We start from the raw sequence: 26,556 nt of genomic DNA, 5'->3' as shown, positions 1-26,556 counted from the left end.
TGCGCGGCGCTTAGTGCCAGGCCGCGTCCAGCGCCAGGTGCATGCCCAGCAACAGGAGCGCGAACAGGAAGCACTTGCGGAATAGCGCGGGCGCCATCAGGCTGCGCAGCCGCTGCCCCAGCAGCATGCCCGCCACCGCCGGCAGCTGCGCCACGAAGGACATCCCCGCCGCCGCCGGCTGCCAGGCGCCGCGCGCCGCCAGCGACACCGCCAGCGCCACCGTGGACACCGTAAACGCCAGCCCCATGGCCTGTACAAGATCGTCCTTCTCCAGCTCCAGCGCCTGCAGGTAGGGCACGGCCGGGATCACGAACACGCCGGTGGCCACCGTGATGGCGCCGGTCACCGCTCCCACCGCCGGCGACATCATCGCCTCGCTGGCGCGCAGGCGCCAGCGCAGCGACAGCAGCCCCATCGCCGCATACGCCACCAGCGCCACGCCCAGCGCGCCGCTGGCCATCTTCGCATCGGCCGCCACCGCACCGCCCATCATGCCGCCCATCAGCGTCCCCGCCACCGTGCCCAGGCCGGTACCGACGCAGATCCCCGCCATCATCGGCCACAGGCGCTGCCACAGCGGATACACCGGCGCGCCCGACAGCAACTGCCATACATTCGTCAAAAGCGAAGGCACGATCAGCAGCGCCGCCGCCTCCACCGGCGTCATGACAAGGCTGAGCAGCGCCAGCGCCACCGTCGGCAGCCCCATGCCGGTCACGCCCTTCACTATTCCTGCGAGCAGGAACACCACGGTAATGTAGATGATATTTTCCATAGCCCGCAGTCTGGCACGCCGCGCCGGCAAGGAAAATGTGGAATATACTCACCCTGCCTACGTAAAATCCGAAGACACCATGCGATTCGACCTGACCGACCTGCGCCTGTTCCTGCACGTGGCCGAGAGCGGCAGCATCACAAGCGGCGCCGAACAGTCGCACCTGGCGCTGGCGTCGGCCAGCGCGCGCATACGCGGCATGGAGGACATGCTGGGCGTGCCGCTGCTGGAGCGCGGCAGGCGCGGCGTGGAAACCACCGAGGCGGGCCGCACGCTGCTGCACCACGCGCGCATGATCACCCAGCAGATGGAAAAGATGCGCGCCGACCTGGGCGAGTACGCCTCCGGCCTGAAGGGCCATGTGCGAGTGCTGTGCAATACCTCGGCGCTGGCCGAATTCCTGCCCGAGGCGCTGGCCGGCTTCATGGCCGCCCACCCACACGTCAACATCGACCTGGAGGAGCGCCTCAGCTACGACATTGTGCAGGCCATGAAAGGCGGACTGGCCGACATCGGCGTGATCGCGGACTCGGTCGACAGCACCGGCCTGGAAATCTATCCCTTCCGCGACGACCGGCTGGTGCTGGCCATGTCGCCGCAGCACCCGCTGGCGGCGCAGCTCAAGCGCAAGCGCAGCATGGCCTTCACCGATGCGCTCGGTTACGACTTCATCGGCCTGGCCGGCGACAGCGCGCTGCACAAATACATCGCCGGCCACGCCGCGCGGCTGGGCAAGCGGCTGATCTACCGCGTGCGCCTGCGCAGCCTGGATGCGGTATGCCGCATGGCCGCCAGCGGCGCCGGCCTGGCGGTGCTGCCGGAATCGGCGGTGCTGCGTTCGCGCGGTGCGATGGACATCCGCCACGTCCACCTCACCGACCCGTGGGCGGTGCGCAAGCTGCTGATCTGCGTGCGCCACTACGCCGACCTGCCGGGCTACGCGCGCGAACTGGTGGATGCGCTCAAACCGACAGCGTCCGCTGGGCGGCCTGGCTGATGGCTTGCGTAATCGGATGGCTGATGCGGCGCTCGGTGGTGATCGCATAGACCCGTTCACGCAGCGCAGGAACGCTGCCCACCACCACCACGCCGTACTGCTGGCACACGCGGCCCGCAATGGCGGCCGGCACGAAGAACAGCCCCGCGCCGGACTGGCCGAAGGCCTTGATCATGGCGCTGTCGTCGAATTCGCCGACCACGCGGGAATGCGCCACGTGCTCCTGCAGCCATTGCATCAGCTTGGGGCGCACGGCAAAGTCCTCACCCGGCAGCAGCAGCGGCGCGTGGTTCAGGCACGCCGGGAATGGTCCCCGCAAGCCCGCCGCCAGTCCCGGTGCGGCCAGCACCTGCAACTGGCTCTCGCCCAGCAGGTGGCTGTAGCCGCGCACATGCAGGTGGCCGGGCATGGCGCGGTCCGCGATGATCAGGTCCAGCTTGTGCACCGCCAGGTCGGCCAGCAGGGCCTCCATGCGGCCTTCGCGGCAAATCAGCCGGGTGGGGGACGGCAGCGACAGCGCCGGGGCCACCAGCTCGCAGGCAATCGCCTTGGAGACGGAGTCGGACACGCCGACGCGGAAGCTGGCAGTGGCGGTGGCGGCCTGGTCGCGCACCACTTCCAGCAGCTCGTCGCCGGAGCGGAATATCTCTTCCGCGTGGTGCAGCATGCGCTGGCCGGTATCGGTCAATTCCAGCCTGCGGCCCACGCGGCGGAACAGTTCCACGCCCAGCGTGTCGGCGAACTCGCTCAGTTGGCCGGAGATGGATTGCGGCGTCAGGTGCAGCTGCTCGGCCGCCTTGGCAATGCTGCCGGTGCGCGCCACCATCCAGAAATATCGCAGGTGCTTGAAGTTCAGTGTCGTCATCGGCTGCTCCTATACCTCAGTTTTCTCGATGTATCGACCAAGTATATTCGAATTGTTCGATTCCAGCCGAGTGCTTACCATGGTCTTTCGACAAAGGAGGTTGGCTATGAACGGTTTGGAGCAATTTGCGACAGCGCCCATGTGGGCCGGCTTCGTCGTCTTCGTGCTGGCGATGCTGGCACTGGACTTGTACGTCTTTGGCGGCGACAAGGCGCACAAGGTCACGGTGCGCGAGGCGGGCACCTGGTCGCTGATCTGGTTTTCGCTGGCACTGCTGTTCAATGCCGGCCTGTGGTGGTATCTGCAGGGCGCCGTCGGACCGGAAATCGCCGAGCGCAAGGCGCTCGAATTCCTGTCGGGCTACCTGATCGAGAAGGCCCTGTCGGTCGACAACATCTTCATCTTCCTGCTGATCTTCTCGTCCTTCCACGTGAAGCCCGAGTACCAGCGCCGCGTGCTGATTTACGGCGTGCTGGGCGCCATTGTGATGCGCGCCGTGATGATCATGGCCGGCGCCTGGGTGGTGAGTGAATTCAGCTGGATGCTGTACGTATTCGGCGCATTCCTGGCGATTACCGGTATCCGCATGATGGTGGCGGCCGACCATGAGCCGGACCTGCAAAAGAATCCCGTGCTGCGCCTGGCGCGGCGCCACCTGCGGGTGGCCGAGGGCGACCATGGCGAGAAGTTCTTCGTCTTCAAGGATGGCCTGCGCTACGTGACGCCGCTGTTCCTGGTGCTGATCCTGATCGAGGCGACGGACCTGGTGTTCGCGGTCGATTCGATCCCGGCCATCTTCGCCATCACGTCGGACCCGTTCATCGTATTCACGTCGAACATGTTCGCCATCCTGGGCCTGCGGGCGCTGTACTTCCTGCTGGCCGACATAGCGGGCCGCTTCCACCTGCTGAAGTATGGCCTGGCCATGGTGCTGGTGTTCATCGGCGCGAAGATGCTGATCATGCCGTGGTTCCACATGCCGGTGCATATCTCCCTGGCCGTGGTGGCAACGCTGATCGCAGGCAGCGTGATAGCCAGCCTGTACGCGACACGGCATAGCAAGCACAACTGATTTCACCCGATACACTCGAAGAAGGAGCAACACAATGCGACACTACATGCCAAACAGCGCCAGCGCGGCGGGCCGTATCCTGGCGCTGGCCATGGTGGTCGACGGCCAGATGGCACCGTCCGAGCTGCGCGCGCTGGAACGTTCGCGCCTGCTGGAACATATCGACATCGACCTGGATACCTTCCATGACCTGGTGCAGGAACTGTGCTACGACCTGCTGAGCAGCAGTGTGAAGCAGGACTATGTCGAACTGGACCCGGCCAACATCGACATGCTGCTGGCCGATATCACGGACTCGGAGCTGCGCCGCGAACTGCTGCGCGGCATGTGGAATATCGCCGATGCCGACGGCGTGCTGGCCGACGGCGAAGCCAAGCTGCTGGCGCGGGCTTGCGCGGTGTGGGCGGCCGAATCGCGCTTCATCACCGAGCCGGACCTGGCCGAATAGCGCCTATTGGGCCGGCGGCCGCCAGCCCTGCCGCCTAAGGCGAGGCCGGCGCCGCCGCCGGGCACCCCGGCGCGGCACCGGTGTTCATCGCGCGGATAGCCTGCGAGATATCGGCCGCGATGCGCGCGACCGCGCGGCGGTGGCCCGCCACCAGCGCGTCGTAGCCCGGCGCGACCTTTTCCTCGGCGGCGCTGCGGCAAGTCAGCAGCTTGCCGCTGCCGCTGCCGATTCTGCGCACGCTCCATACGGCATCCACCAGCGCGTACTGGCCGGGCGCGGATTCAAACCGCTGCACATTGGTGCTGACGCGGTAGACCGTGGCCTGTTCCGGCGTCGGCGTGCGGTACACGTCGATGGCGCCCAGTTCGGCGGTCACGCCCAGCGACAGCGCCTGCCCGATTTCGGACGCCAGCGGTGCAGCCCAGCGCTCCTGCTCCAGCAACGCCACCCTGCCCGCGCCGCTGGTCACCACCAGCTGGTTGCGGCTGACCTGCTGCGGCACGGTGACCGCCTGCAGTTCGACGTACAACGGTGCAGCCGACGCCGGCCCGGCGGCCGGCGCTGCGCCCTGCGCCGCGCCAGCGGAGAGGCTGTAGAAACGCTCGGCCGGCAGCGATCCGGCGCACCCCGCCAGCAGCGCGGCGCCAGCCACCCAGGCGGCATTGCGGAAGGACTGCATCATTTCTTGTCTCCTTGCTTGCCCCGGATCAGCGACTCGGGATGGCGTTCCAGGTAATCGGACAGCGCGTTCAGCGACTGCATGGTCTGCGTCAGCTGCTGCAGCGCTTCGCGCAGGTCGGACTGCACCGGCGAATCCTTTTGCAGCAGCAGCTCGGCGGTACCGAAGGTCTGCCGGGCAGCGCCCAGCGTCTCCTTCATTTCCGGCACCACTTGCGCGTCGAGCTGCCTGAACAGCGCGTTGGCGTTCTTCAGCGTGGCGTTCAGGTTGTTGCCGATGTCCGCGAACGGCACCTGGTCCAGCTTGCGCGCGATACTGGCAATTTGCGTCTGCAGTTCTTCCAGGCTGTTCGGCACCGTCGGTATCTCCAGCGGATACTGGTCCACGTCCAGCTTTACCTGCGCCGAATTGGGGAAGAAATCGAGCGCGATATACAGCTGGCCGGTCAGCAGGTTCCCGGTGCGCAGTTGCGCGCGCAAGCCGCGGCTCACCATGCGCTCCAGCACCTCTGAACCGGCCTTGCCCTCGGGGTCCGCCGCCAGCGCCTGCTGGAAGCGCTTGCCCAGCCGCGCCGGATACAGGTCCACCGTCACCGGCATGCGGAAACTCTTCTTCTTCGGATCGAACTCCACGCCCACCGAGCGCACCTCGCCCAGCACGATGCCCCGGAAGTCCACCGTGGCGCCAGGCGACAGGCCGCGCAGCGACTGGTCGAAATAGAACACGCTCGATATCGGCTGCCCGTCCGGCTCGCGCATGGCGCCGGCCTGGTCGTCGGCCAGCAGGAACTCCGAACCGGCCGGCGCCACCGCATCCGGCTTCTGCCCGCTCAGCGACTCGAACGCGATGCCGCCCACCAGCAGCGCCGCCAGCGATTGCGTATTGAGCTTGAAGCCGCTCGAATCCAGCCGCAGGTCCACCCCGCTGGCGTGCCACCAGCGCGTGTTCTTGCCCACGTGCTGGTCGTACGGCGCGTTGACGAACACCCGCATACTCACGCCGGTGCCCTTGGGCTCCAGCGCGAAATCGATCACCTGCCCCACCTGGATGCGGCGGTAGAACACCGGCGAACCGATATCGATCGAGCCCAGGCTGTCCGCGTGCAGCGTAAACTGGCTGCCCTTCTGGTCCACCGTCACCGGCGGGGCGCGCTCCAGCCCCGTGAATTTCCCGGTGCCCAGCGCGCCCTTGCCGGCATCGACGCCTATGTAGGCGCCCGACAGCAAGGTGCCCAGGCCCGACACGCCGGACGCGCCCACCCGCGGACGCACCACCCAGAAGCGGGTGTCGGCCGCCGTGAAGCGCTTGGCTTCCTTGCTCATCTCTATCGTCACCAGCACCTTGGACAGGTCCTCCTGCAGCGCGATGGTGCGCACAATGCCGATGTCCACATCCTTGTATTTCACCTTGGTCTTGCCCGCCTCCAGGCCGTCGCCGCTGCGGAAGCTCACCTCCACCACCGGTCCCTGGTCCAGCACCGACTTGGCCACCAGGCCCAGGCCGATCAACGCCGCCAGCAGCGGCACCAGCCATACCAGGGAAGGCAGCCAGCGGCTGGCCTTCTCCACCTGCGGCTCGTGTAGAACGGGAAGTTCGCCTTCGTGTTCAGGCATGGTTCTCTCCAGATTTCTGTACAGGATCCCAGATCAGGCGGGGATCGAATTGCATGGACGCCAGCATGGTCAGCACCACCACCGCGCAGAACGCCAGCGCGCCCGGACCGGCGGTGATGACGGCCAGCGAACTGAAACGCACCAGCGCCACCGTGAGCGTGATGACGAAAATATCGAGCATCGACCAGCGGCCGACGAATTCCACCATCCGGTACAGCACAGTACGCTGGCGCGGCCGCCAGCGCGAGCCGCGCTGCGAAGTGTACGCCAGCAGCGCCAGAGCGCCCAGCTTGGCCACCGGCACCACGATGCTGGCGATGAAGATAATGGCCGCCAGCGCCGGCGAGCCGCTGTTCCAGAAATAGACCACGCCGCTGATGATGGTGTCGTCCTCCTTGCCGAACAGGGACCGCGTGTGCATCACCGGCAGCAGGTTGGCGGGAATATAGAGAATGGCCGCGCCCAGCAACAGCGCCCAGGTGCGGCCTATGCTGTCCGGCAGCCGGCGGTGCAAGGTGCTGCCGCAGCGCGCGCAGTGCTGCCGCTGGCCCGGTCCATGCGCGCCCTTGTCGGCGGCCACCAGGCCGCAGGCGTGGCATGCCAGCGGATGGGCGCCGCCGGCCAGGGCCGCGCAGCGCATCGGCGAATCCGCCGGCAGCGCCGTCGCCTCCGCAGCGGGCGCATCGACCCGGTCGCCGATAATCCACAGCGCGCGCGGATCGAACGACACCACCACCGTCAGCAGCAGTGTCAGCGCGCCGAAAGCGAACAGGCCGGGCTGCGCAATTACCTGCGCCAGGCTGGTCATCTTGATGATGGTGATCAGGATGCCTATCATCAGCACCTCGGTCATGCCCCACTGGCGCGCCTTGCGCACCGCGCGCAGCAGGCGGTGGAAGCCCGGCGGCCGATAGCCGGCGCGCAGCGCCAGCGTGACGTACAGCAGCGCGCCCAGTTCAATGGCGGGGAAGACGATGGTAAACAGCAGCACATTCACCGCCACCACTTGCATCTGCTCCTGCCACAGCACGCGGATGGCGCCCAGCAGCGTGGCGCTGGTGGTGTAGCCGTTGACATCCAGTTGCACGATGGGGAAGAACTGGGCGATCAGAAACACAATGACGGCGCCCAGCGTGATGGCGGCGATCCGGTCCAGATTGGGCGGAGAACCGCGGTACAGCACCGAGCCGCAGCGCACGCAGCGCGCCTTCTCGCGCCGTCCGAGCGGATGCCTGCGATGCAGCAAGCCGCAGTCATGGCAGCTGATCAGATCATTTCGGTGCATGCACAGATTCTTACTCGCGTGGGCCAGCCTGCATCATACGTGAAAACCACCCAGCGCCGCCTGTGCGATGAACGCTTGCAGCGCCTCCGGCGCCAGCGGCTTGCTGTACAAATAGCCCTGGAACAGGTGGCAGCCGCCCTCTTCGACCAGCGCCAGCTGCGCCGCAGTCTCCACGCCTTCGGCCATCACCTCGATGCGCAGCGCCTTGCCCAGCCCGGCGATGGTGTGCACGATGGCCTTGCCGTGGCGCCCGGTGCCCGCGTCCCAGATGAAGGAGCGGTCTATTTTCAGCTGCTCGAGCGGCAGCCGGTGCAGATAGGACAGCGACGAGTAGCCGGTGCCGAAATCGTCCAGCGAAAAACCCACGCCCACCGCGCGCAGGCGCTCCATGCGCGCGATGGTGGTCTCGACGTCCTTCAGCAGCAGGCTCTCGGTCAACTCCAGCTTGAGCCGGTCCGCCGGAGCGCCGGTCTCGGCCAGCGCGGCCAGCACCTGCTCGACGAAGTCGGGCCGGTGGAACTGCTGCGCGCTGACGTTGACCGCCATGCGCAGCCCCGCCGTACGCGGCTCGGCCGCCCAGCGCGCCAGTTGCGCGCAGGCCGTGCGCAGCACCCAGCTGCCGAGCGGGATGATGATGCCGGTTTCCTCGGTCAGCGCGATGAATTCGCCCGGCGGCACCATGCCGCGCTGCGGATGGCGCCAGCGCAGCAGCGCCTCGGCGCCCGTCATTTGCAGGCGCAGGTCGCACTGCGGCTGGTAGTGCAGCTCGAACTGGCCCTGGCCCAGCGCCTGGCGCAAGTCCGCTTCCAGCGCCGCGCGCGCCGCCACGCGCTGCTCCATGCCGGCCTCGAACCAGGTGCTGGTATTGCGCCCCGCAGCCTTGGACTGGTACATGGCCAGGTCGGCCCGCTTCAGCACCTCGTCCGTGCTGCCGCTGGTGCGGTCGATGATGGTGACGCCCACGCTGGGCGTGCTGTAGTGCTGCACGCCGTCAATCTCAAATGGCGTATCGAAGGCGCGCAATATCTTGTCGGCCACCTCGCGCGCGTGCTGCGCCGCAGCCTCGCCGCCCTGGCCCACTTCTTCAAGCAGCACCACGAATTCGTCGCCGCCGAAGCGCGCCACGGTGTCGCTGGCGCGCACCGACTGCTTGAGCCGTTCGCCCACCTGCTGCAGCAGCATGTCACCCTTGTCGTGACCGCGCGCGTCGTTGACGGACTTGAAGTTGTCCAGGTCGATGAACAGCACCGCGCCGCACTGGTGGCTGCGCTTGAAGCGTTCCAGCGCACGGCCGATGCGGTCGACCAGCAGCTGGCGGTTGGGCAGGCCGGTCAGGCGGTCGAAAAAGGCCAGTTTGTGGAATTCGGCTTCCTGCGCCTTGCGCGTGCTGATGTCGAGGAAGTAGATCGCAAGGCCCTCGTCGGAAGGGTAGGCACGCACCTCGGTCCACAGGTCCAGCGGTTCGTAATACTCTTCAAACAGCACCGAACTGCGGGTGGCGATGGCCTGGTGGTAGGCCTGGTAGTACGGCCCGCCCACCGCCTCCGGGAATTTTTCCCAGATATTCATGCCGATCACCTCCTGCCGCTTGCATTGCAGCAGGCGCTCGGCTTCGCGGTTGATGAAAGTGAGGCGCCAGTCCCGGTCCAGCATCAGGAAGGCGTCCGAGATGTTGTCGAGCGTGGATGCGAGACGCGCGCCCAGCCGCTGAGCTTCGGTATCCCTGGGCGGCGGGCGCGGATCGCTGGTCATTGCATGGCTCTTGCCCGCTCCAGCATGGCGTGCAGCAGCACGTTGCAGCCGGCTTCGAGGTGTTCGGCTTTCGCGTCCTCGATTTCATTGTGGCTGATGCCATCCTTGCAAGGCACGAAGATCATGCCGGCCGGCGCCACGCGCGCCGCATAAATGGCGTCGTGGCCCGCGCCCGACACCACGTCCATGGTGGAGTAGCCCAGCTTGGCCGTCGCACTGCGCACCGCGTCCACGCATTCCGGGTGGAAGGGACAAGGCGGATAGTAGGAAACCCGCTCGATCTGGATGCCGAGGCCTGTTTCGCTGCGGGTTTTGTCGATGAAGGCCAACATTTCCTCGTGCATGGTATTCAGCAGTTCGTCGTTCACGTTACGCAAGTCTATGCTGAATTTGACCTCGCCGGGGATAACATTGCGGCTGTTGGGAAAAACCTGCAACATGCCGACCGTGCCGCGTCCGTACGGCGGATAGCGGTTTGCAATGGCCACCACTTCCTGGATGATGCGGGTGGACACCTGCATCGCGTCCTTGCGCAGGTGCATCGGCGTGGGCCCGGCGTGCGCCTCCATGCCGGTGACGGTGCAGTCGTACCACGACAGCCCCATCACGGCGGGCACCACGCCGATCACCTTGTCCTCGTCCTCCAGCACCGGGCCCTGCTCGATATGGGTCTCGAAGTAGGCGCCGATGGGGTGCTGGCCGGGAACCTGGTCGCCCTTGTAGCCGATGCGTTCCAGCTCTTCGCCGACGGTCTTGCCCTCGGTGTCCCTGGCGGCGTAGGCATGCTCCAGCGTGAAGGCGCCGCAGAACACCCCGGACCCCATCATCACCGGCACGAAGCGCGAACCTTCCTCATTGGTCCAGAAGGCCACTTCGACCGGCGCTTCGGTCTGTACGCCGTGGTCGTTCAGGGTGCGCACCACTTCGATGCCGGCCAGCACGCCGTAGTTGCCGTCGAACTTGCCGCCGGTAGGCTGGGTGTCGATATGGCTGCCGGTCATGATGGGCGGCAGCGCGTTGTTGCGGCCGTCGCGGCGCATGAAGACGTTGCCGATCTGGTCGATGGTGACGCTCATGCCGGCCTCTTTCGCCCAGCCGACCACCAGGTCGCGGCCCTGCTTGTCCAGGTCCGTCAGGGTCAGGCGCTTGACGCCGCCTTTTTCGGTGGCGCCGATCTTGGCCAGTTCCATCAGCGAGGCCCACAGGCGCTCGCCGTTTACGCGTAATTCACTCATATCGATCTCCTGAAGAAACCTGGGGTCAGCCCCTTGGGTCTGACCCCGGCATTTATGCGGCGGTAACTGGCTTGAACGCCGGGCGGTCGATGTGGCGGCCGGCACCCTCTTTCGCGCGCAGCTCGCCCTGGTGCCAGACGATATTGCCGGCCGCCAGCGTGGTGGTCGGTACGCCCTTCACGGTGCGCCCTTCGAACACGTTGAAATCGCCCTTGGCGTGCTGGGTCTTGGCCGAGATGGTGCGCGTGGCCTGCGGGTCCCACACCACGATGTCCGCGTCCGAACCGACCGCGACCAGGCCCTTGCGCGGGTAGATGTTGAAGATCTGCGCCGCATTGGCCGAGGTCACCTTGACGAACTCGGACGGCGTCAGGCGGCCGGTGTTCACGCCCGCGTCCCAGATCACCGCCATGCGGTCTTCCACGCCGCCGCAACCGTTCGGGATCTTGCTGAAGTCGTCCTTGCCGGCGGCTTTCTGCCCGGCGCAGAAGGTGCAGTGGTCGGTAGCGGTGGTGTGCAGGTTGCCTCCTTGCAGGCCGTGCCACAGCGCGGCCTGGTGCTGCTTGCTGCGGAACGGAGGGCTCATCACGTGCGCCGCCGCGAACGCGAAATCCTCGCTCTGGTAGACACTGTCGTCGATGATCAGGTGGCCAGCCAGCGCCTCGCCGTACACGCGCTGCCCGTTGGCGCGCGCCCGCGTGATGGCCTCCAGCGATTCCTGGCACGACACGTGCACGATGTACACCGGCGTGTGCAGCACGTCCGCAATGGCGATGGCGCGGTTGGCCGCCTCCGCTTCCACGGCGGGCGGGCGCGACAGGGGATGCGAACTGGGTCCCGTCAGCCCCTGCCGGATCAGGTCCTGCTGCAGCTGGTACACCAGTTCCCCGTTTTCCGCGTGCACGGTCGGTATCGCGCCCAGTTCCAGGCAGCGGCGGAAGCTCTTCACCAGCGTTTCATCGTCCGCCATGATGGCGTTCTTGTAGGCCATGAAGTGCTTGAAGCTGTTCACGCCGTGGCCGCGCACCAGCGTTCCCATGTCGCGGTGCACGCTCTCGTCCCACCAGGTAATGGCGACGTGGAAGGTGTAGTCGCCGGCCGCCTTCTGCGCCCAGCCGCGCCACTGGTGGTAGGCCTCCATCAGCGATTGCTGGGGATTGGGTATGACGAAGTCGATAATGGTGGTGGTGCCGCCCGCCAGGCCGGCCGCCGTGCCGGTGAAAAAGTCGTCGGCCGTCACCGTGCCCATGAAGGGCAGGTTCATGTGCGTGTGCGGGTCTATCCCGCCCGGCATCACGTACTGGCCGCTGGCGTCGATGACGGTGGCCGACGCCGGCGCATCCAGGTTCTCGCCGACGGCGACGATTTTGTCGCCGTAGCACAGCACATCGGCCTTGAACGCCCGGTCGGCATTGACGACGGTGCCGCCGCGAATGATGGTGGTCATGTTGTGGTTCTCCAAAAGTCTAAGGCTGTGCGGCCGGCCGCAGCGTGGCCGCCGCGCGGCCCTTCATCAGGACGCCGTACACCAGCGCCGAGATGGCGATGCCGACGAACCATGCATAGGTGTAGATGGTCTTGAACGCCTCGCCGACGCCAGGGAAGGAGGCCGGGAAGGCCGCGTTCAGGAAGCCGGGAATGTTCGGCGCCACGCCCAGGATGAAGGCGACGATAGCGGCCGTGTTCCACCCCGTGCCATAGGAATACTGGCCGTCCTCGCGGTACAGGTCCGCCACCTTGAGCTCCGTCTTGCGGATCAGGTAGTAGTCGATGATGAGGATGCCCGCGATAGGCCCCAGCAGCGCCGAGTAGCCGATCAGCCAGGTGAAGATGTAGCCCTGGGTGGACTCCAGCAGCTTCCACGGCATCATGACGATGGCGATGGAGGCGGTAATGTAGCCGCCGGCGCGGTAGCTGATCTGCCTGGGCGCCAGCGCGGAGAAGTCATACGCCGGGCCAACCAGGTTGGCCGCCAGGTTCACGCTCACGGTATCGATCAGCAGGATGATCAGCGCCACCAGCACCGCCACGCCGGTCATGCGGCTGGCCAGGTCCACCGGATCCCAGATCGCCTTGCCGTACAGGACCACCGTGGCCGACGTGACGATCACCGCCAGCGCGGCCAGCAATCCCATGGGCACCGGCAGGCCCACGCTCTGGCCCAACAGCTGGTCGCGCTGGGTCTTGGCAAAACGGGTGAAGTCGGGAATGTTCAGCGCCAGCGTGGCCCAGAAGCCCACCATGGCCGTCAGCGAGGGCCAGAAGGTGGACCAGAACTGGCCGGCCTTCTTGCCGCCTTCGACGAACTGCGATGGCTGGTCCAGCAGCGGGCCGAAGCCGCCGGCCTTCTGGTACACCCAGCCGAGCAGCACGAAGCAGATCAGGATCTTCAGCGGGGCGGTGTAGGTTTCCAGCTTGCGGATGGCGTCCATGCCGTGCACGATGTACCAGAACTGGATGGCCCAGAAGGCCAGGAAGCACAGCAGCTGCATGCCGTTGATGCCCAGGCCGGCGATCTTCTGGCCGCCGATCTCGCCGCCCAGCATGACGCCGATCAGCGTGTAGATCATCTGGCCGCCGAACCAGGTCTGGATGCCGTACCAGCCGCAGGCGACGATGGCGCGCATCAGCGCCGGCAGCCGCGCTCCGGAGGTGCCGAAGGAAGCGCGCGCCAGCACCGCGTACGGTATGCCGTACTTGGTGCCGGCGTGGCCGATGGCCAGCATCGGCAACAGCACGATGGCGTTGGCGATGAACACGGTAAACACGGCCTGGTAAGCCGACATGCCGCCTTCGATCAGGCTGGCCGACAGCGTGTAGGCCGGGATGCACATCACCATGCCGACCCACAGCGCGGCGAAGTGGTACCAGCGCCAGGTGCGCTGGGCGGCGCTGGTGGGGGCCAGGTCTTCGTTCCAGAGTTGGGTGCTGCCGGACAAATCATTGTTCACTGCATCTCTCCCGGGAAGTTGCGCTCTTTGGCGGATTTGTAAGGCGGGTTACGCAGCTTTGACTTCGCGGCGCGGGTTGCGGGGATCCTGCGTCCAGTTCATGTACGGCTTGCCGGTATCCTGCGGCACCATGGTAATACAGCCTTGCACCGGGCAGGTGATCTCGCACAGGTTGCAGCCCACGCATTCCTCCTTGATAACCTCGTAGGTGCGCACGCCCGCCGCGTCGATCAGCTGCGCGATGGACTGGTGCGAGGTGTCCTCGCAGGCCACGTAGCAGCGCCCGCACTTGATGCATTCGTCCTGGTTGATCTGCGCGATCACCTGATAGTTCATGTCCAGGTATTTCCAGTCGGTGGTGTTGGGCACCGCCTTGCCCATGAATTCGCCGACATTCTTGTAGCCCTTCTCGTCCATCCAGCGCGACAGCCCGTCCTTCATTTCCTCGACGATGCGGAAGCCGTGCAGCATGGCCGCCGTGCACACCTGCACGCAGCCTGCGCCCAGCGCGATGAACTCGGCCGCGTCCTGCCAGTTGCCGATGCCGCCGATGCCCGAGATCGGCAAGCCCCGGGTCTGCGGATCGCGCGCGATCTCGGCCACCATGTTCAGCGCAATCGGCTTGACCGCCGAGCCGCAGTAGCCGCCGTGCGTGCTGGCGTTGCCCACCGCCGGGAAAGCCACCATGCGGTCCAGGTCCAGGTGCGTGATGGAGTTGATGGTGTTAATCAGCGACACCGCGTCCGCCCCGCCGGCCTTGGCGGCGCGCGCCGGCGCCCGCACGTCGGTGATGTTGGGCGTGAGCTTGACGATCACCGGCAGCCTGCTGTGCGTCTTGCACCAGCGCGTCACCATCTCCACGTATTCGGGCACCTGGCCCACGGCCGCGCCCATGCCGCGCTCGGGCATGCCGTGCGGGCAGCCGAAGTTCAGCTCGATGCCATCCGCGCCGGTCGCTTCCACCAGCGGCAGGATGTCGGCCCACAGCTTTTCCTCGCACGGCAGCATCAGCGAGACCACGATGGCGCGGTCCGGCCAGGCCTTCTTCACCTCGGTGATCTCGCGCAGGTTGATCTCCAGCGAGCGGTCGGTGATCAGCTCGATGTTGTTGAAGCCCAGGACCTCGCGGTTCTTGCCGTAGTGGGCCGAGTAGCGCGACGACACGTTGACGGCGGCGGGATCCTCGCCCAGTGTTTTCCACACCACGCCGCCCCAGCCTGCCTCGAATGCGCGCACCACGTTGTACGCCTTGTCGGTCGGCGGCGCGGAGGCCAGCCAGAACGGGTTGGGCGATTTGATGCCGCAGAAGTTGACGCTCAGATCGGCCATTATGCAGCCTCCACTTTGTTAAGGATGTCGTGATGAATCGCTTGCGCGGCCAGCTTGCCGTGCTGCACCGCCTGCACCGTCAGGTCCTGCCCCGGCGCCACGCAGTCGCCGCCGGCGTACACGCCGGGCACCACGGTGCGGTAATGACCGTCCACGTGGATCTTGTCGCCGTCGCGGGCAATGGTGGAGGCCATGGCGTCGGCCAGGCTGGCGTCGTCCATGCTCTGTCCGATGGCCTTGAACACCGCGTCGGCCGGCAGCTCGAAGGTGACGCCGGTACCGATCAGGCGGCCGTTCTCCAGCACGGTGTTTTCGAAGCGCATGCCGCACACCTTGCCGTCGCCGTCCAGCAGCACCTGCTGCGGCGCGGCCCAGGTGCGCATGCGCACCTGGTTGGCCTTGGCGATTTCCTGCTCGTGGGGCGTGGCGCTCATGTCCTCGAAGCCGCGCCGGTACACCAGCGTGACTTCCTCCGCGCCCAGGCGCTGGATCTGCACCGCCATGTCGATGGCAGTATTGCCCGCACCGATCACGATGGCGCGCTTGGGCACCGGCAGCTTGCTCAGGTCGGCGGCCTGGCGCAGCCCGGAGATATAGTCCACGGCCGCCAGCAGGCCAGGCGCATCCTCTCCGGTCAGGCCCAGCCGGCGCGACGCGCCCAGGCCCAGGCCCAGGAACACCGCGTCGTACTGCGCGTGCAGGTCTTTCAGTTGCAGGTTGCCGCCCAGGGTCTGGCCGTGGCGCACTTCGATGCCGCCTATGCCGAGCAGGAACTCCACTTCCTTCTGCGCGAAGTCGTTGGTCAGCTTGTACTTGGCGATGCCGTATTCATTCAGGCCGCCGGACTTCTCCTGCGCCTCGTAGATCACCACGTCGTTGCCCAGCATGGCCAGGCGGTGCGCGCAGGACAGGCCTGCGGGGCCGGCGCCCACCACGGCGATCGTCTTGCCGGTGGACGGCGCGCGCTGGAAGGGATGGCCGGTGATGGTCATGTTGTCGAGCGCGTAGCGCTGCAGCAGGCCGATCTTCACCGGCTGTCCTTCCGCGTCGTGGTTGCGCACGCAGGCGTCCTCGCACAGGATCTCGGTGGGGCAGACGCGCGAGCAGCTGCCGCCGAGGATGTTCTGCTTCAGGATGCCGACCGCCGCGCCATTCACGTTGTGGTCGTGGATGTTGCGGATGAAGCTGGCCACGTCGATCTCGGACGGGCAGATGCGCGTGCACGGCGCGTCGTAGCAATACAGGCAGCGTGCGCTTTCAATCGCCGCCTGGCGCGCGTTGAGCGGCGGCGCCAGGTCGGTGAAGTGCTCGCCCAACTCGGCGTTCGTGGCTTTCGGCTGCGGTAAATGAGTCAGTGTGGCGATCATGTTGTTATCCCGTGTTTTTATCCAGACTCCGAAAAAGTCACTTCATCTGCGGAAATGCAAATTCCGCGCCAGCACTGGCGGTGTTGGGCCAGCGCTGCATCACGGCCTTGTGGCGCGTGTAGAAACGCACGCCTTCCGGACCGTAGGCGTGATGGTCGCCGAACAGGCTGCGCTTCCATCCGCCGAAACTGTTGAAGGCCATCGGCACCGGCAGCGGGACGTTCACGCCCACCATGCCGACCTGGATCTGGCGCACGAATTCGCGCGCCACGCCGCCGTCGCGGGTGAAGATGGCCACGCCGTTGCCATACTCGTTGGCGTTGATGAGTTCAACCGCGTGCACCACGTCCGGACAGCGCATCACGCACAGCACGGGGCCGAAGATTTCTTCCTTGTAGATGGTCATGTCGGAGGTGACGTGATCGAACAGGGTGCCGCCGACGAAGAAGCCGTTCTCGCGTCCCGGCACCTTGAAGTCGCGGCCGTCCACCACCAGCGTGGCGCCCTGCTCCACGCCTTCGCCGATCAGGCGCTCGATGCGCTGCTTGGCCGCGCTGGTGACCACGGGCCCCATTTCAGCGCCTGCCTCCATGCCGTCGCGTACTTTCAGTGCGGCGGTGCGCTGTTTCAGTGCGCCCACCAGCTTGTCGCCCGCGTCGCCAACGGCCACCACCACCGAGATCGCCATGCAGCGCTCTCCGGCCGAGCCGTAGGCCGCGCCCATCAGCGCATCGACCGCCATGTCCATGTCCGCGTCCGGCATCACCACCATGTGGTTCTTGGCGCCGCCCAGGGCCTGCACGCGCTTGCCGCTTGCGCTGCCGCGCGCGTAGATGTATTCGGCGATCGGCGTGGAGCCGACGAAGCTCACCGCCTGCACCACCGGATGGTCCAGGATCGCATCGACCGTCACCTTGTCGCCCTGGACCACGTTGAACACGCCGTCCGGCAGGCCGGCTTCCTTCAGCAGCCTGGCGTGCAGCAGCGACGGCGACGGGTCGCGCTCGGACGGCTTGAGCACGAAGGTGTTGCCGCAGGCGATGGCCACCGGGAACATCCACATCGGCACCATCACGGGGAAGTTGAACGGCGTGATGCCGGCCACCACGCCCAGCGGCTGGCGCATGGACCAGGCGTCGATGCCGCGCGAGATCTGGTCGGTGAATTCGCCCTTCAGCAGTTGCGGGATGCCGACTGCGAACTCCACCATCTCGATACCGCGCGCCACTTCGCCCTGCGCGTCGCTGAAGGTCTTGCCGTGCTCGCGGGTGAGCATGGCGGCGAATTCGTCGGTGTGCTGCTGGCACAGCTGCAGGTACTTGAACAGCACCCGCGCGCGCGTCAGCGGCGGCGTAGCGGACCAGGAGGGGAAGGCTGCTGCTGCGGCTTGCACCGCCGCGTCCACTTCCTCCGCCGTACCCAGCGCCACGCGCGCAACCGGTTCGCCCAGCGCGGGATTGAACACGTCCGCGTAACGGCCGCTTTGCGTGTCGGCCTTGGCGCCGTTGATGTAATGGGTGATGGTGTCGAGATTACTCATGCTGCTTGCTCCGGTCAGGCCAACAGCGAGTCGGCCGAAATATAGGGATAGCCCAGGCCGTGCGCCACCGCTTCATAGGTGACATGGCCCTGGCAAACGTTCAATCCGTTCTTCAAATGCGGGTTCGCCTGCAGCGCGCGCTTCCAGCCCTTGTCGGCCAGCGCCACGGCATGCCCGATGGTGGCGTTGTTCAGCGCGAAGGTGGAGGTGCGCGCCACCGCGCCCGGCATGTTCGCCACGCAGTAGTGCACCACGCCGTCCACGATGAAGGTGGGCTGCTCGTGCGTGGTGGCGTGCGAGGTTTCGAAGCAGCCTCCCTGGTCGATGGCCACGTCCACCACCACCGCGCCCTTCTTCATGCGCGAAATCATGTCCTTGGTCACCAGCTTGGGTGCTGCCGCGCCGGGCACCAGCACGCCGCCGATCACCAGGTCCGCGTCCAGCACCGCTTCTTCGATGGTGTGCGCGTTCGAGTACATGGTGGAAACGCGGTTGCCGAACACCAGGTCGAGCTGGCGCAGGCGGTCCACGCTTTTGTCGAGCACCGTCACGCGCGCCCCCATGCCTACCGCGATCTGCAGCGCATTGGTGCCCACCACGCCGGCGCCGATGATGGCCACGTGGCCCGGCGCCACGCCCGGCACGCCGCCCAGCAGCAGGCCCATGCCGCCCTTGGATTTCTCCAGGTGCGCGGCGCCGGCCTGGATAGCCATGCGGCCCGCCACTTCGCTCATCGGCGCCAGCAGCGGCAAGCCGCCGTTGGGGCCGGTGATGGTTTCATACGCCAGGCAGACCGCGCCGGATTTCACCAGCGCGCGGGTCTGCTCCGGGTCGGGAGCCAGGTGCAGGTAGGTGTACAGGATCTGGCCTTCGCGCAGCATGGCGCATTCCTGCGGCTGCGGCTCCTTCACCTTGACGATCATCTCCGCGCGCGCGAAGATCTCCGCCGCCGTATCGAGAATGGAAGCGCCCGAGCCCTCGTACATCGCGTCGGTCAGACCGATGGCCGCGCCTGCGTTCTTCTGCACCAGCACCTGGTGTCCGCGCAGGACCAGCTCCTTGACGCTGGCCGGGGTAAGGCCAACGCGGGATTCCTGATTTTTGATCTCTTTCGGTACGCCTACTAGCATGACTGTCTCCTTGTGGGTTTAGCCGTACAGTTTTAGTCCAGGTTTTTCAGCACCTTCGCCAGCTTCTCGAACAGCTCGTCGATATGTTTTTTCTCGAACACCAGCGGTGGCGACAGCGCGATGATGTCGCCGGTGGTGCGGATCAGGATGCCGTCCGCGAAAGCCTTCTTGAACGCGTTGAAGGCGCGCGTGCCCGGCTTGCCTTCGATCGGCGCCAGCTCGATGCCGGCGATCAGGCCGATGCTGCGGATGTCGATCACGTGCGGCAGGCCTTTCAGCGAATGCACCGCGTCGGCCCAGTATTGCTGGATGCCCTTGGCGTGCTCCAGGATGTTCTGTTCCTTGAACACCTGCAGCGTCGCCAGCGAGGCGGCGCAGGCCACCGGGTGGCCCGAATAGGTGTAGCCGTGGAACAGCTCGATGCCGGCCGGCGCTTCCATGAACGCGTCGTGGATGAACTTCTTGGAGAACACCGCGCCCATCGGAATCACGCCGTTGGTCAGGCCCTTGGCGGTGGTCATCATGTCCGGTTCGACGCCGAAGTAGTCGGCCGCGAACGGCGTGGTGAGGCGGCCGAAGCCGGTGATCACTTCATCGAAGATCAGCAGGATGCCGTGCTTGGTGCACAGCTCGCGCAGGCGCTTCAGGTAGCCCTTGGGCGGTATCAGCACGCCGGTGGAACCGGCCACCGGCTCCACGATCACCGCCGCGATGGTGGACGCGTCGTGCAGCGCCACGATGCGCTCCAGTTCGTCGGCCAGGTTGGCGCCGTGCTCCGGCTCGCCGCGCGTGTAGGCGTTCTTCTCCAGGTTGTGCGTGTGCGGCAGGTGGTCCACGCCGGGCAGCATCACGCCGTAAGGCTTGCGGTTGCCGGCGATGCCGCCCACCGAGATGCCGCCGAAGCCCACGCCATGGTAGCCGCGCTCGCGGCCGATCAAACGGGTGCGGCTCGCCTCGCCGCGCGCCTTGTGGTACGCCAGCGCGATCTTGAGCGCCGTGTCCACCGCCTCGGAACCGGAGTTGGTGTAGAACACGTGGCCGAACTTGTGGCTGGTGTATTCCATCAGCTGCTCGGCCAGGTCGAAGGCGGCGGGATGGCCCATCTGGAAGGTGGGCGCGAAATCGAGCTGCCCTATCATCTCGCGCACCGCCGCCACGATCTTGGGCTGCGCGTGGCCGCAGGGAACGCACCACAGGCCGGCCGTGCCGTCCAGGATGGCGTTGCCGTCCACGTCCTTGTAGTAGACGCCTTCGGCCGACACCAGCAGGCGCGGATTGGCCTTGTAATCGCGGTTGTTCGTAAAGGGCATCCAGAAAGACGACATGGATGCCGGGCGGGACTCGTTCATGCATTTCTCCTTATTTTTTACAAACCGTAAAAATCTTTACCAGTTGGCAAAATCATGGTGCAATAATAGTCAGCAGCTTCACTATGGCACAGATACACAATCAGCAAAACCAGCCAACCGTACAGGTCACAAAAACGATACAGTTTTGTAATAACTTTATTTGGAAACCAATGAATGGATGAGGCGGCAAGCACGGCATCGGCAAAGGCGCAAGGCTGCGGCCCCGGCGAGGGCGGCGGCTGGCCCGTGCTGTCCATAGAGCGGACGCGCAAAGGCAGCCTGGTGGACCAGATCGTTTCCGCCATCACGGCCATGGTAGCGCGGCGGGAGTTGCGCATCGGCACCAAAATGCCGTCGGTTAGACAATTCGCAAAGTGTAATGGCGTGTCCACCTTTACAGTTGTCGAGTCCTACGACCGCCTGGTCACGCTCGGCCTGCTCTCCTCGCGGCGCGGCTCCGGCTATTTCGTGGCCCGCCAGGACGTGCCCGCCACCTTGCTGCCGCAGCCCCACCACCCCGCCCCGGTGCACATCGACGCGCTCACGCCCGAACTGTATTCCGGCGTGTCCGAAGCGCTGCCGGTGGGCGCCGGCTGGCTGCCGCCCGAGTGGTACGGCGAGGACACCATCCTGGACGCGGTGCGCCAGGCCATGCGCATTCCCGCCAACCGCCTGCGCGGCTATGGCCACCCGCTCGGCTTCCCCACGCTGCGCCAGCACATGGCGGCGGTGCTGAGCGACGAGCTGTACCCGGTGGAGCCGGAACAGATCCTGCTCACGCACGGCGCCACCCACGCCTTCGACCTGGTGCTGCGCAGCCTGACCAAGCCGGGCGACACGGTGCTGGTGGAAGACCCCGGCTACAGCAACCTGCTGTCGCTGATACGCCACCACGGCTGCATCCCCGTCGGCATTCCGCGCGACGCCAACGGCCTGGACATGGCGGCGCTGGCCGAGCAGGCCAGGGCCCACAGCCCCAAGCTGATGTTCGTCAACACGGTGCTGCAAAACCCGCTCGGCACCTCGCTCACGCACGCGCAGGCGCACCGCCTGCTGGCACTGGCCGAGCAGTTCGACTTCTGGCTGGTGGAGGACGACATCTACCGCGAGCTGACCCAGCGCGGCGAGGCTTCGCTGGCGGCCATGGACGGGCTGCGCCGGGTGATCCGCGTGGGCAGCTTTTCCAAGACATTGTCGCCGGTGCTGCGGGTCGGTTCCATCTCGGCCTCCAACTCGCTGCTGCCGGAACTGCTGCGCGTGAAGATGCTGGCCGGGCTGACCACCTCCGAGATCAATGAACGCGCCGTGTTCCACGCGATCACCGCGCGGCCCTACCGGCGCATGGTGGAGAAGCTGGCCGGCGAGCTGGACGAAGGCCGCCGGCGCAGCGTCGAGAACCTGGCTGCGGCCGGCATGCGGCCGCTGGCGCAGCCGCGCGGCGGCATGTTCGTCAGCGCCGGCTGGGAGCGGGAAGCGACGGCGGACATGAACGGCAGGACCATTGCCGACCTGGCGCTGAAGTCCGGCATCCTGCTCTCGCCGGGCGAGTTTTTCATGCTGCGCCCGTGCACCAGCATCTGGTTCCGTTTCAACGCCGCCTACAGCGACAGCCCGCAGCTGCGCCAGTTCCTGCAATCGGTTCGACCAAGTTGAAAGAAAAAGCCATGCCAGCAGCCAAACTGAATGTGCTTCCCGGCCTCGCGGCCGCTCCCAAGAGCAAGCGCCGCGTGATCAACCGCGACAGGCTGGAAGCGGACATCGCCGCCGTGGCGGTGCGCATGTTCGCGGAATGCGGCTACGAGGGCACTTCCATCGCCGCGATTGCCGATGCGGCGCAGATGTCCAAGCAGAACCTGATGTACTACTACCCCACCAAGCAGGCGCTCTACCAGCGCGTGCTGGACGATGTGCTGGACGACTGGCTGCAACGCATGGAGAGCCTGGCCGACGAGCAGCACGACCCGCGCGACGTGCTGCGCGCCTACATCCAGGCCAAGCTGCGCTTTTCGCGCGAGCAGCCATGGGCGTCCCGGGTCTATGCGATGGAGATCATCGGCGGCGCGCAGCTGTACGGGGAGCAGATCAAGAACCGCGTGGTGCCGCTGCTGCGCAAGGATATCGCGGTGTTTGAAAAATGGATCGCGGCGGGACGCATCGCGCCGCTGAACGCCACCCACCTGATCTTCATGATCTGGGCAATGACGCAGTCTTACGCCGACTTCTCGGCGCAGATGGCGCTGGCGCTGGACAAGAAGCAGCTCACCCGCAAGGATTACGACGATGGCGAGGACACCATCGTGCGCATGGTGCTGGCGGCGATCAGCCTGCCAGCGGCTGGCGGCGCACGCGGCGCGACAGCAGGCCCATGATGCCCAGGCCGGCCGCGAACAGCGCCATGCCGCCCGGTTCCGGCACGCTGGCCGCAGGGCTGCCCGTTGCGCCGTCACCGCCGCCCAGCTTGCCGGTGAAGCTTTGCAGGTGGATTTCGCCGCGCTGGTCCAGGCCGTTGACGAACACGCCGCCTTCGATGTTCTGGTTGTTGGTCAGATAGGCGCTGGTGGCCAGCAGCGAACCGCCCCACTGGTTGTTGATGGTCAGGTCGGTGGCGTTGTAGAAGTTCCACAGCAGCTTGCTGCCGTACTGCTGCGCCGCGCCGCCCAGGAAATTGGCGCTGATGTTGGCGCTCTTGACGTCGGTGTTCAGGACCACGCTGCTGGCGCCGTTCAGGTTGAAGCGGAACTCGCCCTTGGAGAACAGCACGGTGTCGATCGCGGTCAGGTCGAACACGGCCACGCCGCTGGCGTTGGCCACGGCGTTGAAAATGGCCAGGTTGCCGTCGAAGGTGACGCTGCTGCCGGTGCTGCCCAGGGTCTTCAGGCTGCTGGACAGCCCGCCCAGCACGCTGCCGAAGTTGGTGGAGGTGGAGGCGACCAGGTTGGCCACCATTGCTTCGTCCGGCGTGGCCAGCTTGCCGCCGTTGAAATTGCCGCTGCTGGCGCCCTCGATGTAGGCCGCGCCGTTCAGGTTGCTGTTGCTGACGCCGCCCAGCACCACGCTGCCGCCCTTGTTGACGGTGGAGTTGCTCAGGCCGCCGCCGATCACCGCGCCCAGGCCGTTGACCTTGACGTTGCTGGCCGAGCCCGCCACGGTCAGGCCGGCGTAGCTGGAAGCCGGCGTGTCGTTGATGTGCTGCACGTAGTCGCCGCCCGACAGCGCGCCGCCGATGTAAGTGCGGCCGTCGGTATGCGAGCTGGACGTGGCGCTGCCGAGCACAACAGTATTAAACTGCTTCAGGATGTCCGACGACGACAGCGAGACCGCGTGGGCGGAAGTGGACGCCATGCCGGCAATGGCGAGCAGGAGCGTGGTAAAAACGGGACGAAACGGCATATGTGGGCTCTTTCGCAACTTTAACAATTTTTCATTTAAGCAACAGTGTGTATAATTTTAGCATGATAAATCTCCATACCGAGCGGTTGCTGTTGCGTCCGATTGAAGAAAATGACGCAGTGTCGCTGTACAACATCTATTCCGATCCGGAAACCATGCGTTACTGGAGCTGCCCGCCATGGGACCAGCTGGCCCAGGCGCAGGCCCACGTGGCCATGACGCGCGCCGGCTTCGAGGACGGGTCCATCTTCACCCTGGGCATCACGGTGCGCGGCGCGGACGCGCTGATCGGCGCCTGCCGCCTGCACCAGTTCAACCGGCAGAACCGCCGCTGCGAAATGGGCTACATCCTGTCGCGCGCGCACTGGGGCAAGGGCTATATGCGGGAAGCCATCGCGGCCACCCTCAGCCACGGCTTCCAGGCCTTCGACCTGCACCGCATCGAGGCCGACGTCGACCCGCGCAACACGGCTTCGGCCACCCTGCTCAAGCGCTTGCATTTCGTGCACGAAGGACATCTGCGCCAGCGCTGGATCGTCGACGGCGAGATCTGCGACACCGACTTTTTCGGCCTGCTGCGCGCGGACTGGGAAGCTGCCCAGGGTAAATAATGGCCGGCGTGGCGGCGCAGTTCGCCGCCCCCTGGACACCGCTTATCCCGCAGAAATGCCAATTCGTCGGAAACCGGCTGCCGGGCGCCGCGCCGATTGATACATTGAGACCATATCAACCACGGAGGTCCCTATGAAAACCATCAACCGCACGGTCGGCGGCGTATTCCGCGAAGTGGGCCAGGCAGCCCAGCAGATCGGCCGCGCCTTCACCCGCGCCCTGTCGCGCATGTCCTGGCCGGCCCTGCTGGCCAGCTGCATCATGATGGCGCTGCTGCTGACCATCCTGCCGCTGGCGCTCACGCTGTTCGCCGTCTTCCTGCTGCTGAAGATCGCCATCGCGCTGATTGCCGGCCACAACGCCAGCAAGCACATCCACGACAACCAAGAACACTAAGCAAGGAATATGGAAATGGCATTCAGCCGCACCAAAAAAGGCACCCGCAGCCTGGTCGCGTTTATCGGCGAGGTGGGCGACACCGCCCGCACCCTGTGGTGGAACTTCTTCGACTGGCTGGCCCAGGTCGAATGGCGCAAGCTGGCCGTGATCGCCCTGGTGGCGCTGATCGTGGCCGCGCCCTTCAATCTCGGCGAAGCGGTCTCGGTGTTCATCGTCTTTTCAGTCGGCCTGAAAGTACTGGCGGGCGGCAAGCGCCGCGCCGAGGGACAGGCGCGCGAGGCCGAGCAGCACGCCGGCACCGAAACGCTGGAACGCCGCCTGGTCGAAGCGCAGATGGCCGCGCTGCAGGCGCAGGTCGAGCCGCATTTCCTGTTCAACACGCTGGCCCTGATCGGCCAGCTGATCGAGACCGATCCGCCGCAGGCGGCGAAAATCCACGCCCACCTGATCGACTACCTGCGCGCCACGCTGCCGCAGATGCGCGCCAAGGGCAACGGCACGCTGGGCCGCCAGATCGAGATGTCGCGCGCCTACCTGGCCATCATGCAGGCCCGCATGCGCGAGCGCCTGGCGGTGTCGATCGACGTGGCGCCGGACCTGCTGAGCGCGTCCTTCCCGCCCATGATGCTGCAAACCCTGATCGAAAATTCCATCAAGCACGGCCTGGAGCCCAAGGTGGAAGGCGGGCGCATCGACATCCGCGCCAGCGCCAGCAGCACCGCCGCCGGCAACGTGCTGCAGCTGGAAGTGCAGGACGACGGCGTGGGCTTCGACGTGCACGCCGGCGACGGCCTGGGCCTGACCAATATCCGCGAGCGGCTGCGCCTGCTGTACGGCAGCCGCGCCCAGCTCATCATTGAAGCGCCGCTGGACGGCGGCGCGCGCGCCATCATCCGCATGCCCTTCGCCCCCGATATTTTTGCTGGCAGCAAGCTGTAATGAAGACACCGACCGCCATCATCGCCGACGACGAAGAACCGATGCGCCAGCTGCTGCGCGCGCGCCTGCACGAAGCGTGGCCGCAGCTGGAAATTGTGGCCGAGGCCGCCAACGGCGTGGAAGCCATCGCGCTGACCGGCCTGCACCAGCCGGACATCGTGTTCCTCGACATCCGCATGCCCGGCCTGTCGGGCATCGAAGCGGCGCGCATGCTGTTCAACCGCTGCCACATCGTGTTCGTCACCGCCTACGACCAGTACGCCATCGAGGCGTTCGAGCAGGGCGCGCTGGACTACCTGCTGAAGCCGGCCGGCGGCGAGCGCCTGAAGACCACCTGCGAGCGGCTGCAGGCGCGCCTGGGCAAGACGCCCGACAACATTGAACGCCAGCTGACCCAGCTGCTGGCGCACACCGCGCAGCGCAAGAAACCGCAGGAATTCCTGAAGTGGATCCAGGCCCAGGTGGGCAGCAGCCTGCGCATGATCAGCACGCGCGAAGTGCTGTTTTTCCGCGCCGACGAAAAGTACACGCGGGTCCAGACCATGGAAGGCGAAGTGCTGATCCGCAAGACCCTGAAGGAGCTGGAAGACGAGCTGGACCCGAAAGAATTCTGGCGCATCCACCGCTCCACCCTGGTGCGCGTGGATGCGATCGCCGAAGTCAAGCGCGACCTGCGCGGGCGCCAGATGGTGCGGGTGCGCAACTCCGCGGAAGAACTCGAGGTTAGCCGGGGCAACACGCACCTGTTCCAGCAAATGTAGGCAATGTAGGCAGCGCGCGACTCGCGCACTGCAACTATTTGCTGCCCCCCGCGCGCTGGTCTATATTG

At 66.0% G+C, this 26,556-nt stretch carries 25 protein-coding genes; 9 read left to right on the top strand and 16 right to left on the bottom strand.

Annotation, left to right across the window (positions count from 1 at the left end; genetic code table 11):
• Nucleotides 1–10: 10 nt before the first annotated feature.
• Nucleotides 11–775, bottom strand: a complete 765-nt coding sequence (locus ASD15_RS04095; RefSeq protein WP_057153432.1) for a sulfite exporter TauE/SafE family protein — start codon at nt 773–775, stop codon at nt 11–13.
• Between the two features lie 79 nt (nt 776–854).
• Between ASD15_RS04095 and ASD15_RS04090 the strand changes: the two genes are divergently transcribed.
• The gene (locus ASD15_RS04090) at nt 855–1,772 is read left to right on the top strand and encodes a LysR family transcriptional regulator (RefSeq protein ID WP_057153712.1); all 918 of its coding nucleotides are present in this window, start codon (nt 855–857) and stop codon (nt 1,770–1,772) included.
• Here the strand turns inward: ASD15_RS04090 and nhaR are convergent.
• Complete coding sequence (nhaR, locus tag ASD15_RS04085) at nt 1,738–2,637, bottom strand: transcriptional activator NhaR (protein ID WP_057153431.1); 900 nt, start codon at nt 2,635–2,637, stop codon at nt 1,738–1,740. The two genes, ASD15_RS04090 and nhaR, sit on opposite strands and share 35 nt — an antisense overlap.
• Before the next feature lie 106 nt (nt 2,638–2,743).
• On the opposite strand from nhaR, the gene ASD15_RS04080 reads away from it, so the two are divergent.
• The gene (locus ASD15_RS04080) at nt 2,744–3,709 is read left to right on the top strand and encodes a TerC family protein (protein WP_057153430.1); all 966 of its coding nucleotides are present in this window, start codon (nt 2,744–2,746) and stop codon (nt 3,707–3,709) included.
• 34 nt (nt 3,710–3,743) lie between these two features.
• Nucleotides 3,744–4,157 carry a TerB family tellurite resistance protein gene (locus ASD15_RS04075; RefSeq protein ID WP_057153429.1) on the top strand — a complete coding sequence of 138 codons (414 nt, stop codon included), beginning with the start codon at nt 3,744–3,746 and terminating at the stop codon, nt 4,155–4,157.
• Between the two features lie 34 nt (nt 4,158–4,191).
• On the opposite strand, the gene ASD15_RS04070 is transcribed toward ASD15_RS04075, so the two are convergent.
• From ASD15_RS04070 to ASD15_RS33055, 13 genes are read right to left on the bottom strand one after another with little or no spacing between them, the layout of a single operon-like run.
• The gene (locus tag ASD15_RS04070) at nt 4,192–4,839 is read right to left on the bottom strand and encodes a membrane integrity-associated transporter subunit PqiC (protein ID WP_057153428.1); all 648 of its coding nucleotides are present in this window, start codon (nt 4,837–4,839) and stop codon (nt 4,192–4,194) included.
• Nucleotides 4,836–6,449 carry an intermembrane transport protein PqiB gene (locus ASD15_RS04065; protein ID WP_057153427.1) on the bottom strand — a complete coding sequence of 538 codons (1,614 nt, stop codon included), beginning with the start codon at nt 6,447–6,449 and terminating at the stop codon, nt 4,836–4,838. The genes ASD15_RS04070 and ASD15_RS04065 overlap by 4 nt, the downstream gene beginning before the upstream one ends.
• Complete coding sequence (locus tag ASD15_RS04060; protein ID WP_057153426.1) at nt 6,442–7,734, bottom strand: paraquat-inducible protein A; 1,293 nt, start codon at nt 7,732–7,734, stop codon at nt 6,442–6,444. The genes ASD15_RS04065 and ASD15_RS04060 overlap by 8 nt, the downstream gene beginning before the upstream one ends.
• Nucleotides 7,735–7,767: 33 nt before the next feature.
• The gene (locus tag ASD15_RS04055) at nt 7,768–9,486 is read right to left on the bottom strand and encodes a bifunctional diguanylate cyclase/phosphodiesterase (protein WP_082551522.1); all 1,719 of its coding nucleotides are present in this window, start codon (nt 9,484–9,486) and stop codon (nt 7,768–7,770) included.
• Entirely contained in the window at nt 9,483–10,721 is a 1,239-nt protein-coding gene (locus tag ASD15_RS04050) for a Zn-dependent hydrolase (RefSeq protein ID WP_057153425.1), read from the bottom strand. The genes ASD15_RS04055 and ASD15_RS04050 overlap by 4 nt, the downstream gene beginning before the upstream one ends.
• A 52-nt stretch (nt 10,722–10,773) precedes the next feature.
• Nucleotides 10,774–12,168: a dihydropyrimidinase gene (gene hydA / locus ASD15_RS04045; RefSeq protein ID WP_057153424.1), complete on the bottom strand. Its 1,395-nt coding sequence runs from the start codon at nt 12,166–12,168 to the stop codon at nt 10,774–10,776.
• A 19-nt stretch (nt 12,169–12,187) separates the two neighbouring features.
• On the bottom strand, nt 12,188–13,672 hold the full coding sequence (locus ASD15_RS04040) for an NCS1 family nucleobase:cation symporter-1 (protein ID WP_057153423.1): 1,485 nt from the start codon (nt 13,670–13,672) through the stop codon (nt 12,188–12,190).
• A gap of 48 nt (nt 13,673–13,720) precedes the next feature.
• On the bottom strand, nt 13,721–15,001 hold the full coding sequence (gene preA / locus ASD15_RS04035) for an NAD-dependent dihydropyrimidine dehydrogenase subunit PreA (RefSeq protein WP_057153422.1): 1,281 nt from the start codon (nt 14,999–15,001) through the stop codon (nt 13,721–13,723).
• Entirely contained in the window at nt 15,001–16,368 is a 1,368-nt protein-coding gene (locus ASD15_RS04030; protein ID WP_057153421.1) for an NAD(P)-dependent oxidoreductase, read from the bottom strand. The genes preA and ASD15_RS04030 overlap by 1 nt, the downstream gene beginning before the upstream one ends.
• Before the next feature lie 37 nt (nt 16,369–16,405).
• Entirely contained in the window at nt 16,406–17,908 is a 1,503-nt protein-coding gene (locus tag ASD15_RS04025) for a CoA-acylating methylmalonate-semialdehyde dehydrogenase (protein ID WP_057153420.1), read from the bottom strand.
• Nucleotides 17,909–17,922: 14 nt separating this feature from the next.
• Nucleotides 17,923–19,038 (bottom strand): alanine dehydrogenase, encoded by a 1,116-nt coding sequence (gene ald, locus ASD15_RS04020; protein ID WP_057153419.1) that lies wholly within the window; start codon nt 19,036–19,038, stop codon nt 17,923–17,925.
• A 32-nt stretch (nt 19,039–19,070) separates the two neighbouring features.
• On the bottom strand, nt 19,071–20,387 hold the full coding sequence (locus ASD15_RS04015) for an aspartate aminotransferase family protein (protein WP_057153418.1): 1,317 nt from the start codon (nt 20,385–20,387) through the stop codon (nt 19,071–19,073).
• A 17-nt stretch (nt 20,388–20,404) separates the two neighbouring features.
• Nucleotides 20,405–20,779: a hypothetical protein gene (locus ASD15_RS33055; RefSeq protein ID WP_229418070.1), complete on the bottom strand. Its 375-nt coding sequence runs from the start codon at nt 20,777–20,779 to the stop codon at nt 20,405–20,407.
• Here ASD15_RS33055 and ASD15_RS04010 point away from each other — a divergent pair.
• Complete coding sequence (locus ASD15_RS04010; protein WP_373888161.1) at nt 20,667–22,040, top strand: PLP-dependent aminotransferase family protein; 1,374 nt, start codon at nt 20,667–20,669, stop codon at nt 22,038–22,040. The two genes, ASD15_RS33055 and ASD15_RS04010, sit on opposite strands and share 113 nt — an antisense overlap.
• An 11-nt stretch (nt 22,041–22,051) precedes the next feature.
• Entirely contained in the window at nt 22,052–22,756 is a 705-nt protein-coding gene (locus tag ASD15_RS04005) for a TetR/AcrR family transcriptional regulator (protein WP_057153416.1), read from the top strand.
• Here the strand turns inward: ASD15_RS04005 and ASD15_RS04000 are convergent.
• Entirely contained in the window at nt 22,707–23,777 is a 1,071-nt protein-coding gene (locus ASD15_RS04000) for a collagen-binding domain-containing protein (protein WP_057153415.1), read from the bottom strand. The two genes, ASD15_RS04005 and ASD15_RS04000, sit on opposite strands and share 50 nt — an antisense overlap.
• A gap of 62 nt (nt 23,778–23,839) precedes the next feature.
• Here ASD15_RS04000 and ASD15_RS03995 point away from each other — a divergent pair, with 62 nt between their 5' ends.
• The 4 genes from ASD15_RS03995 (at nt 23,840) to ASD15_RS03980 (ending at nt 26,488) form a co-directional block, all read left to right on the top strand.
• Nucleotides 23,840–24,388: a GNAT family N-acetyltransferase gene (locus ASD15_RS03995; protein WP_229418050.1), complete on the top strand. Its 549-nt coding sequence runs from the start codon at nt 23,840–23,842 to the stop codon at nt 24,386–24,388.
• Nucleotides 24,389–24,521: 133 nt separating this feature from the next.
• The gene (locus ASD15_RS03990; protein WP_057153413.1) at nt 24,522–24,785 is read left to right on the top strand and encodes a hypothetical protein; all 264 of its coding nucleotides are present in this window, start codon (nt 24,522–24,524) and stop codon (nt 24,783–24,785) included.
• A 15-nt stretch (nt 24,786–24,800) separates the two neighbouring features.
• On the top strand, nt 24,801–25,727 hold the full coding sequence (locus ASD15_RS03985) for a sensor histidine kinase (protein ID WP_057153708.1): 927 nt from the start codon (nt 24,801–24,803) through the stop codon (nt 25,725–25,727).
• A complete protein-coding gene (locus ASD15_RS03980) occupies nt 25,727–26,488 on the top strand; it encodes a LytTR family DNA-binding domain-containing protein (RefSeq protein ID WP_057153412.1) in 762 nt (253 codons plus the stop codon). Before ASD15_RS03985 ends, ASD15_RS03980 begins: the two co-directional genes overlap by 1 nt.
• Nucleotides 26,489–26,556 lie beyond the last annotated feature (68 nt).

The organism is Massilia sp. Root351 (assembly GCF_001425045.1).
Taxonomy (GTDB): domain Bacteria; phylum Pseudomonadota; class Gammaproteobacteria; order Burkholderiales; family Burkholderiaceae_D; genus Rugamonas.
This window is presented reverse-complemented; position numbering and strand designations above follow the sequence as displayed.

Excerpts from the sequence above, each read along its gene's own strand:
- ASD15_RS03980 (WP_057153412.1), top strand. The coding sequence starts at position 25,727 with ATGAAGACACCGACCGCCATCATCGCCGACGACGAAGAACCGATGCGC.
- ASD15_RS04055 (WP_082551522.1), bottom strand. The coding sequence starts at position 9,486 with ATGACCAGCGATCCGCGCCCGCCGCCCAGGGATACCGAAGCTCAGCGG.
- ASD15_RS04050 (WP_057153425.1), bottom strand. The coding sequence starts at position 10,721 with ATGAGTGAATTACGCGTAAACGGCGAGCGCCTGTGGGCCTCGCTGATG.
- ASD15_RS04025 (WP_057153420.1), bottom strand. The coding sequence starts at position 17,908 with ATGAGTAATCTCGACACCATCACCCATTACATCAACGGCGCCAAGGCC.
- ASD15_RS04095 (WP_057153432.1), bottom strand. The coding sequence starts at position 775 with ATGGAAAATATCATCTACATTACCGTGGTGTTCCTGCTCGCAGGAATA.
- preA (WP_057153422.1), bottom strand. The coding sequence starts at position 15,001 with ATGGCCGATCTGAGCGTCAACTTCTGCGGCATCAAATCGCCCAACCCG.
- ASD15_RS03990 (WP_057153413.1), top strand. The coding sequence starts at position 24,522 with ATGAAAACCATCAACCGCACGGTCGGCGGCGTATTCCGCGAAGTGGGC.
- ASD15_RS04090 (WP_057153712.1), top strand. The coding sequence starts at position 855 with ATGCGATTCGACCTGACCGACCTGCGCCTGTTCCTGCACGTGGCCGAG.
- ASD15_RS04075 (WP_057153429.1), top strand. The coding sequence starts at position 3,744 with ATGCGACACTACATGCCAAACAGCGCCAGCGCGGCGGGCCGTATCCTG.
- hydA (WP_057153424.1), bottom strand. The coding sequence starts at position 12,168 with ATGACCACCATCATTCGCGGCGGCACCGTCGTCAATGCCGACCGGGCG.
- ald (WP_057153419.1), bottom strand. The coding sequence starts at position 19,038 with ATGCTAGTAGGCGTACCGAAAGAGATCAAAAATCAGGAATCCCGCGTT.
- ASD15_RS04005 (WP_057153416.1), top strand. The coding sequence starts at position 22,052 with ATGCCAGCAGCCAAACTGAATGTGCTTCCCGGCCTCGCGGCCGCTCCC.
- ASD15_RS04060 (WP_057153426.1), bottom strand. The coding sequence starts at position 7,734 with ATGCACCGAAATGATCTGATCAGCTGCCATGACTGCGGCTTGCTGCAT.
- ASD15_RS04080 (WP_057153430.1), top strand. The coding sequence starts at position 2,744 with ATGAACGGTTTGGAGCAATTTGCGACAGCGCCCATGTGGGCCGGCTTC.
- ASD15_RS04030 (WP_057153421.1), bottom strand. The coding sequence starts at position 16,368 with ATGATCGCCACACTGACTCATTTACCGCAGCCGAAAGCCACGAACGCC.
- nhaR (WP_057153431.1), bottom strand. The coding sequence starts at position 2,637 with ATGACGACACTGAACTTCAAGCACCTGCGATATTTCTGGATGGTGGCG.
- ASD15_RS03995 (WP_229418050.1), top strand. The coding sequence starts at position 23,840 with ATGATAAATCTCCATACCGAGCGGTTGCTGTTGCGTCCGATTGAAGAA.
- ASD15_RS04000 (WP_057153415.1), bottom strand. The coding sequence starts at position 23,777 with ATGCCGTTTCGTCCCGTTTTTACCACGCTCCTGCTCGCCATTGCCGGC.
- ASD15_RS04015 (WP_057153418.1), bottom strand. The coding sequence starts at position 20,387 with ATGAACGAGTCCCGCCCGGCATCCATGTCGTCTTTCTGGATGCCCTTT.
- ASD15_RS04065 (WP_057153427.1), bottom strand. The coding sequence starts at position 6,449 with ATGCCTGAACACGAAGGCGAACTTCCCGTTCTACACGAGCCGCAGGTG.
- ASD15_RS04070 (WP_057153428.1), bottom strand. The coding sequence starts at position 4,839 with ATGATGCAGTCCTTCCGCAATGCCGCCTGGGTGGCTGGCGCCGCGCTG.
- ASD15_RS03985 (WP_057153708.1), top strand. The coding sequence starts at position 24,801 with ATGGCATTCAGCCGCACCAAAAAAGGCACCCGCAGCCTGGTCGCGTTT.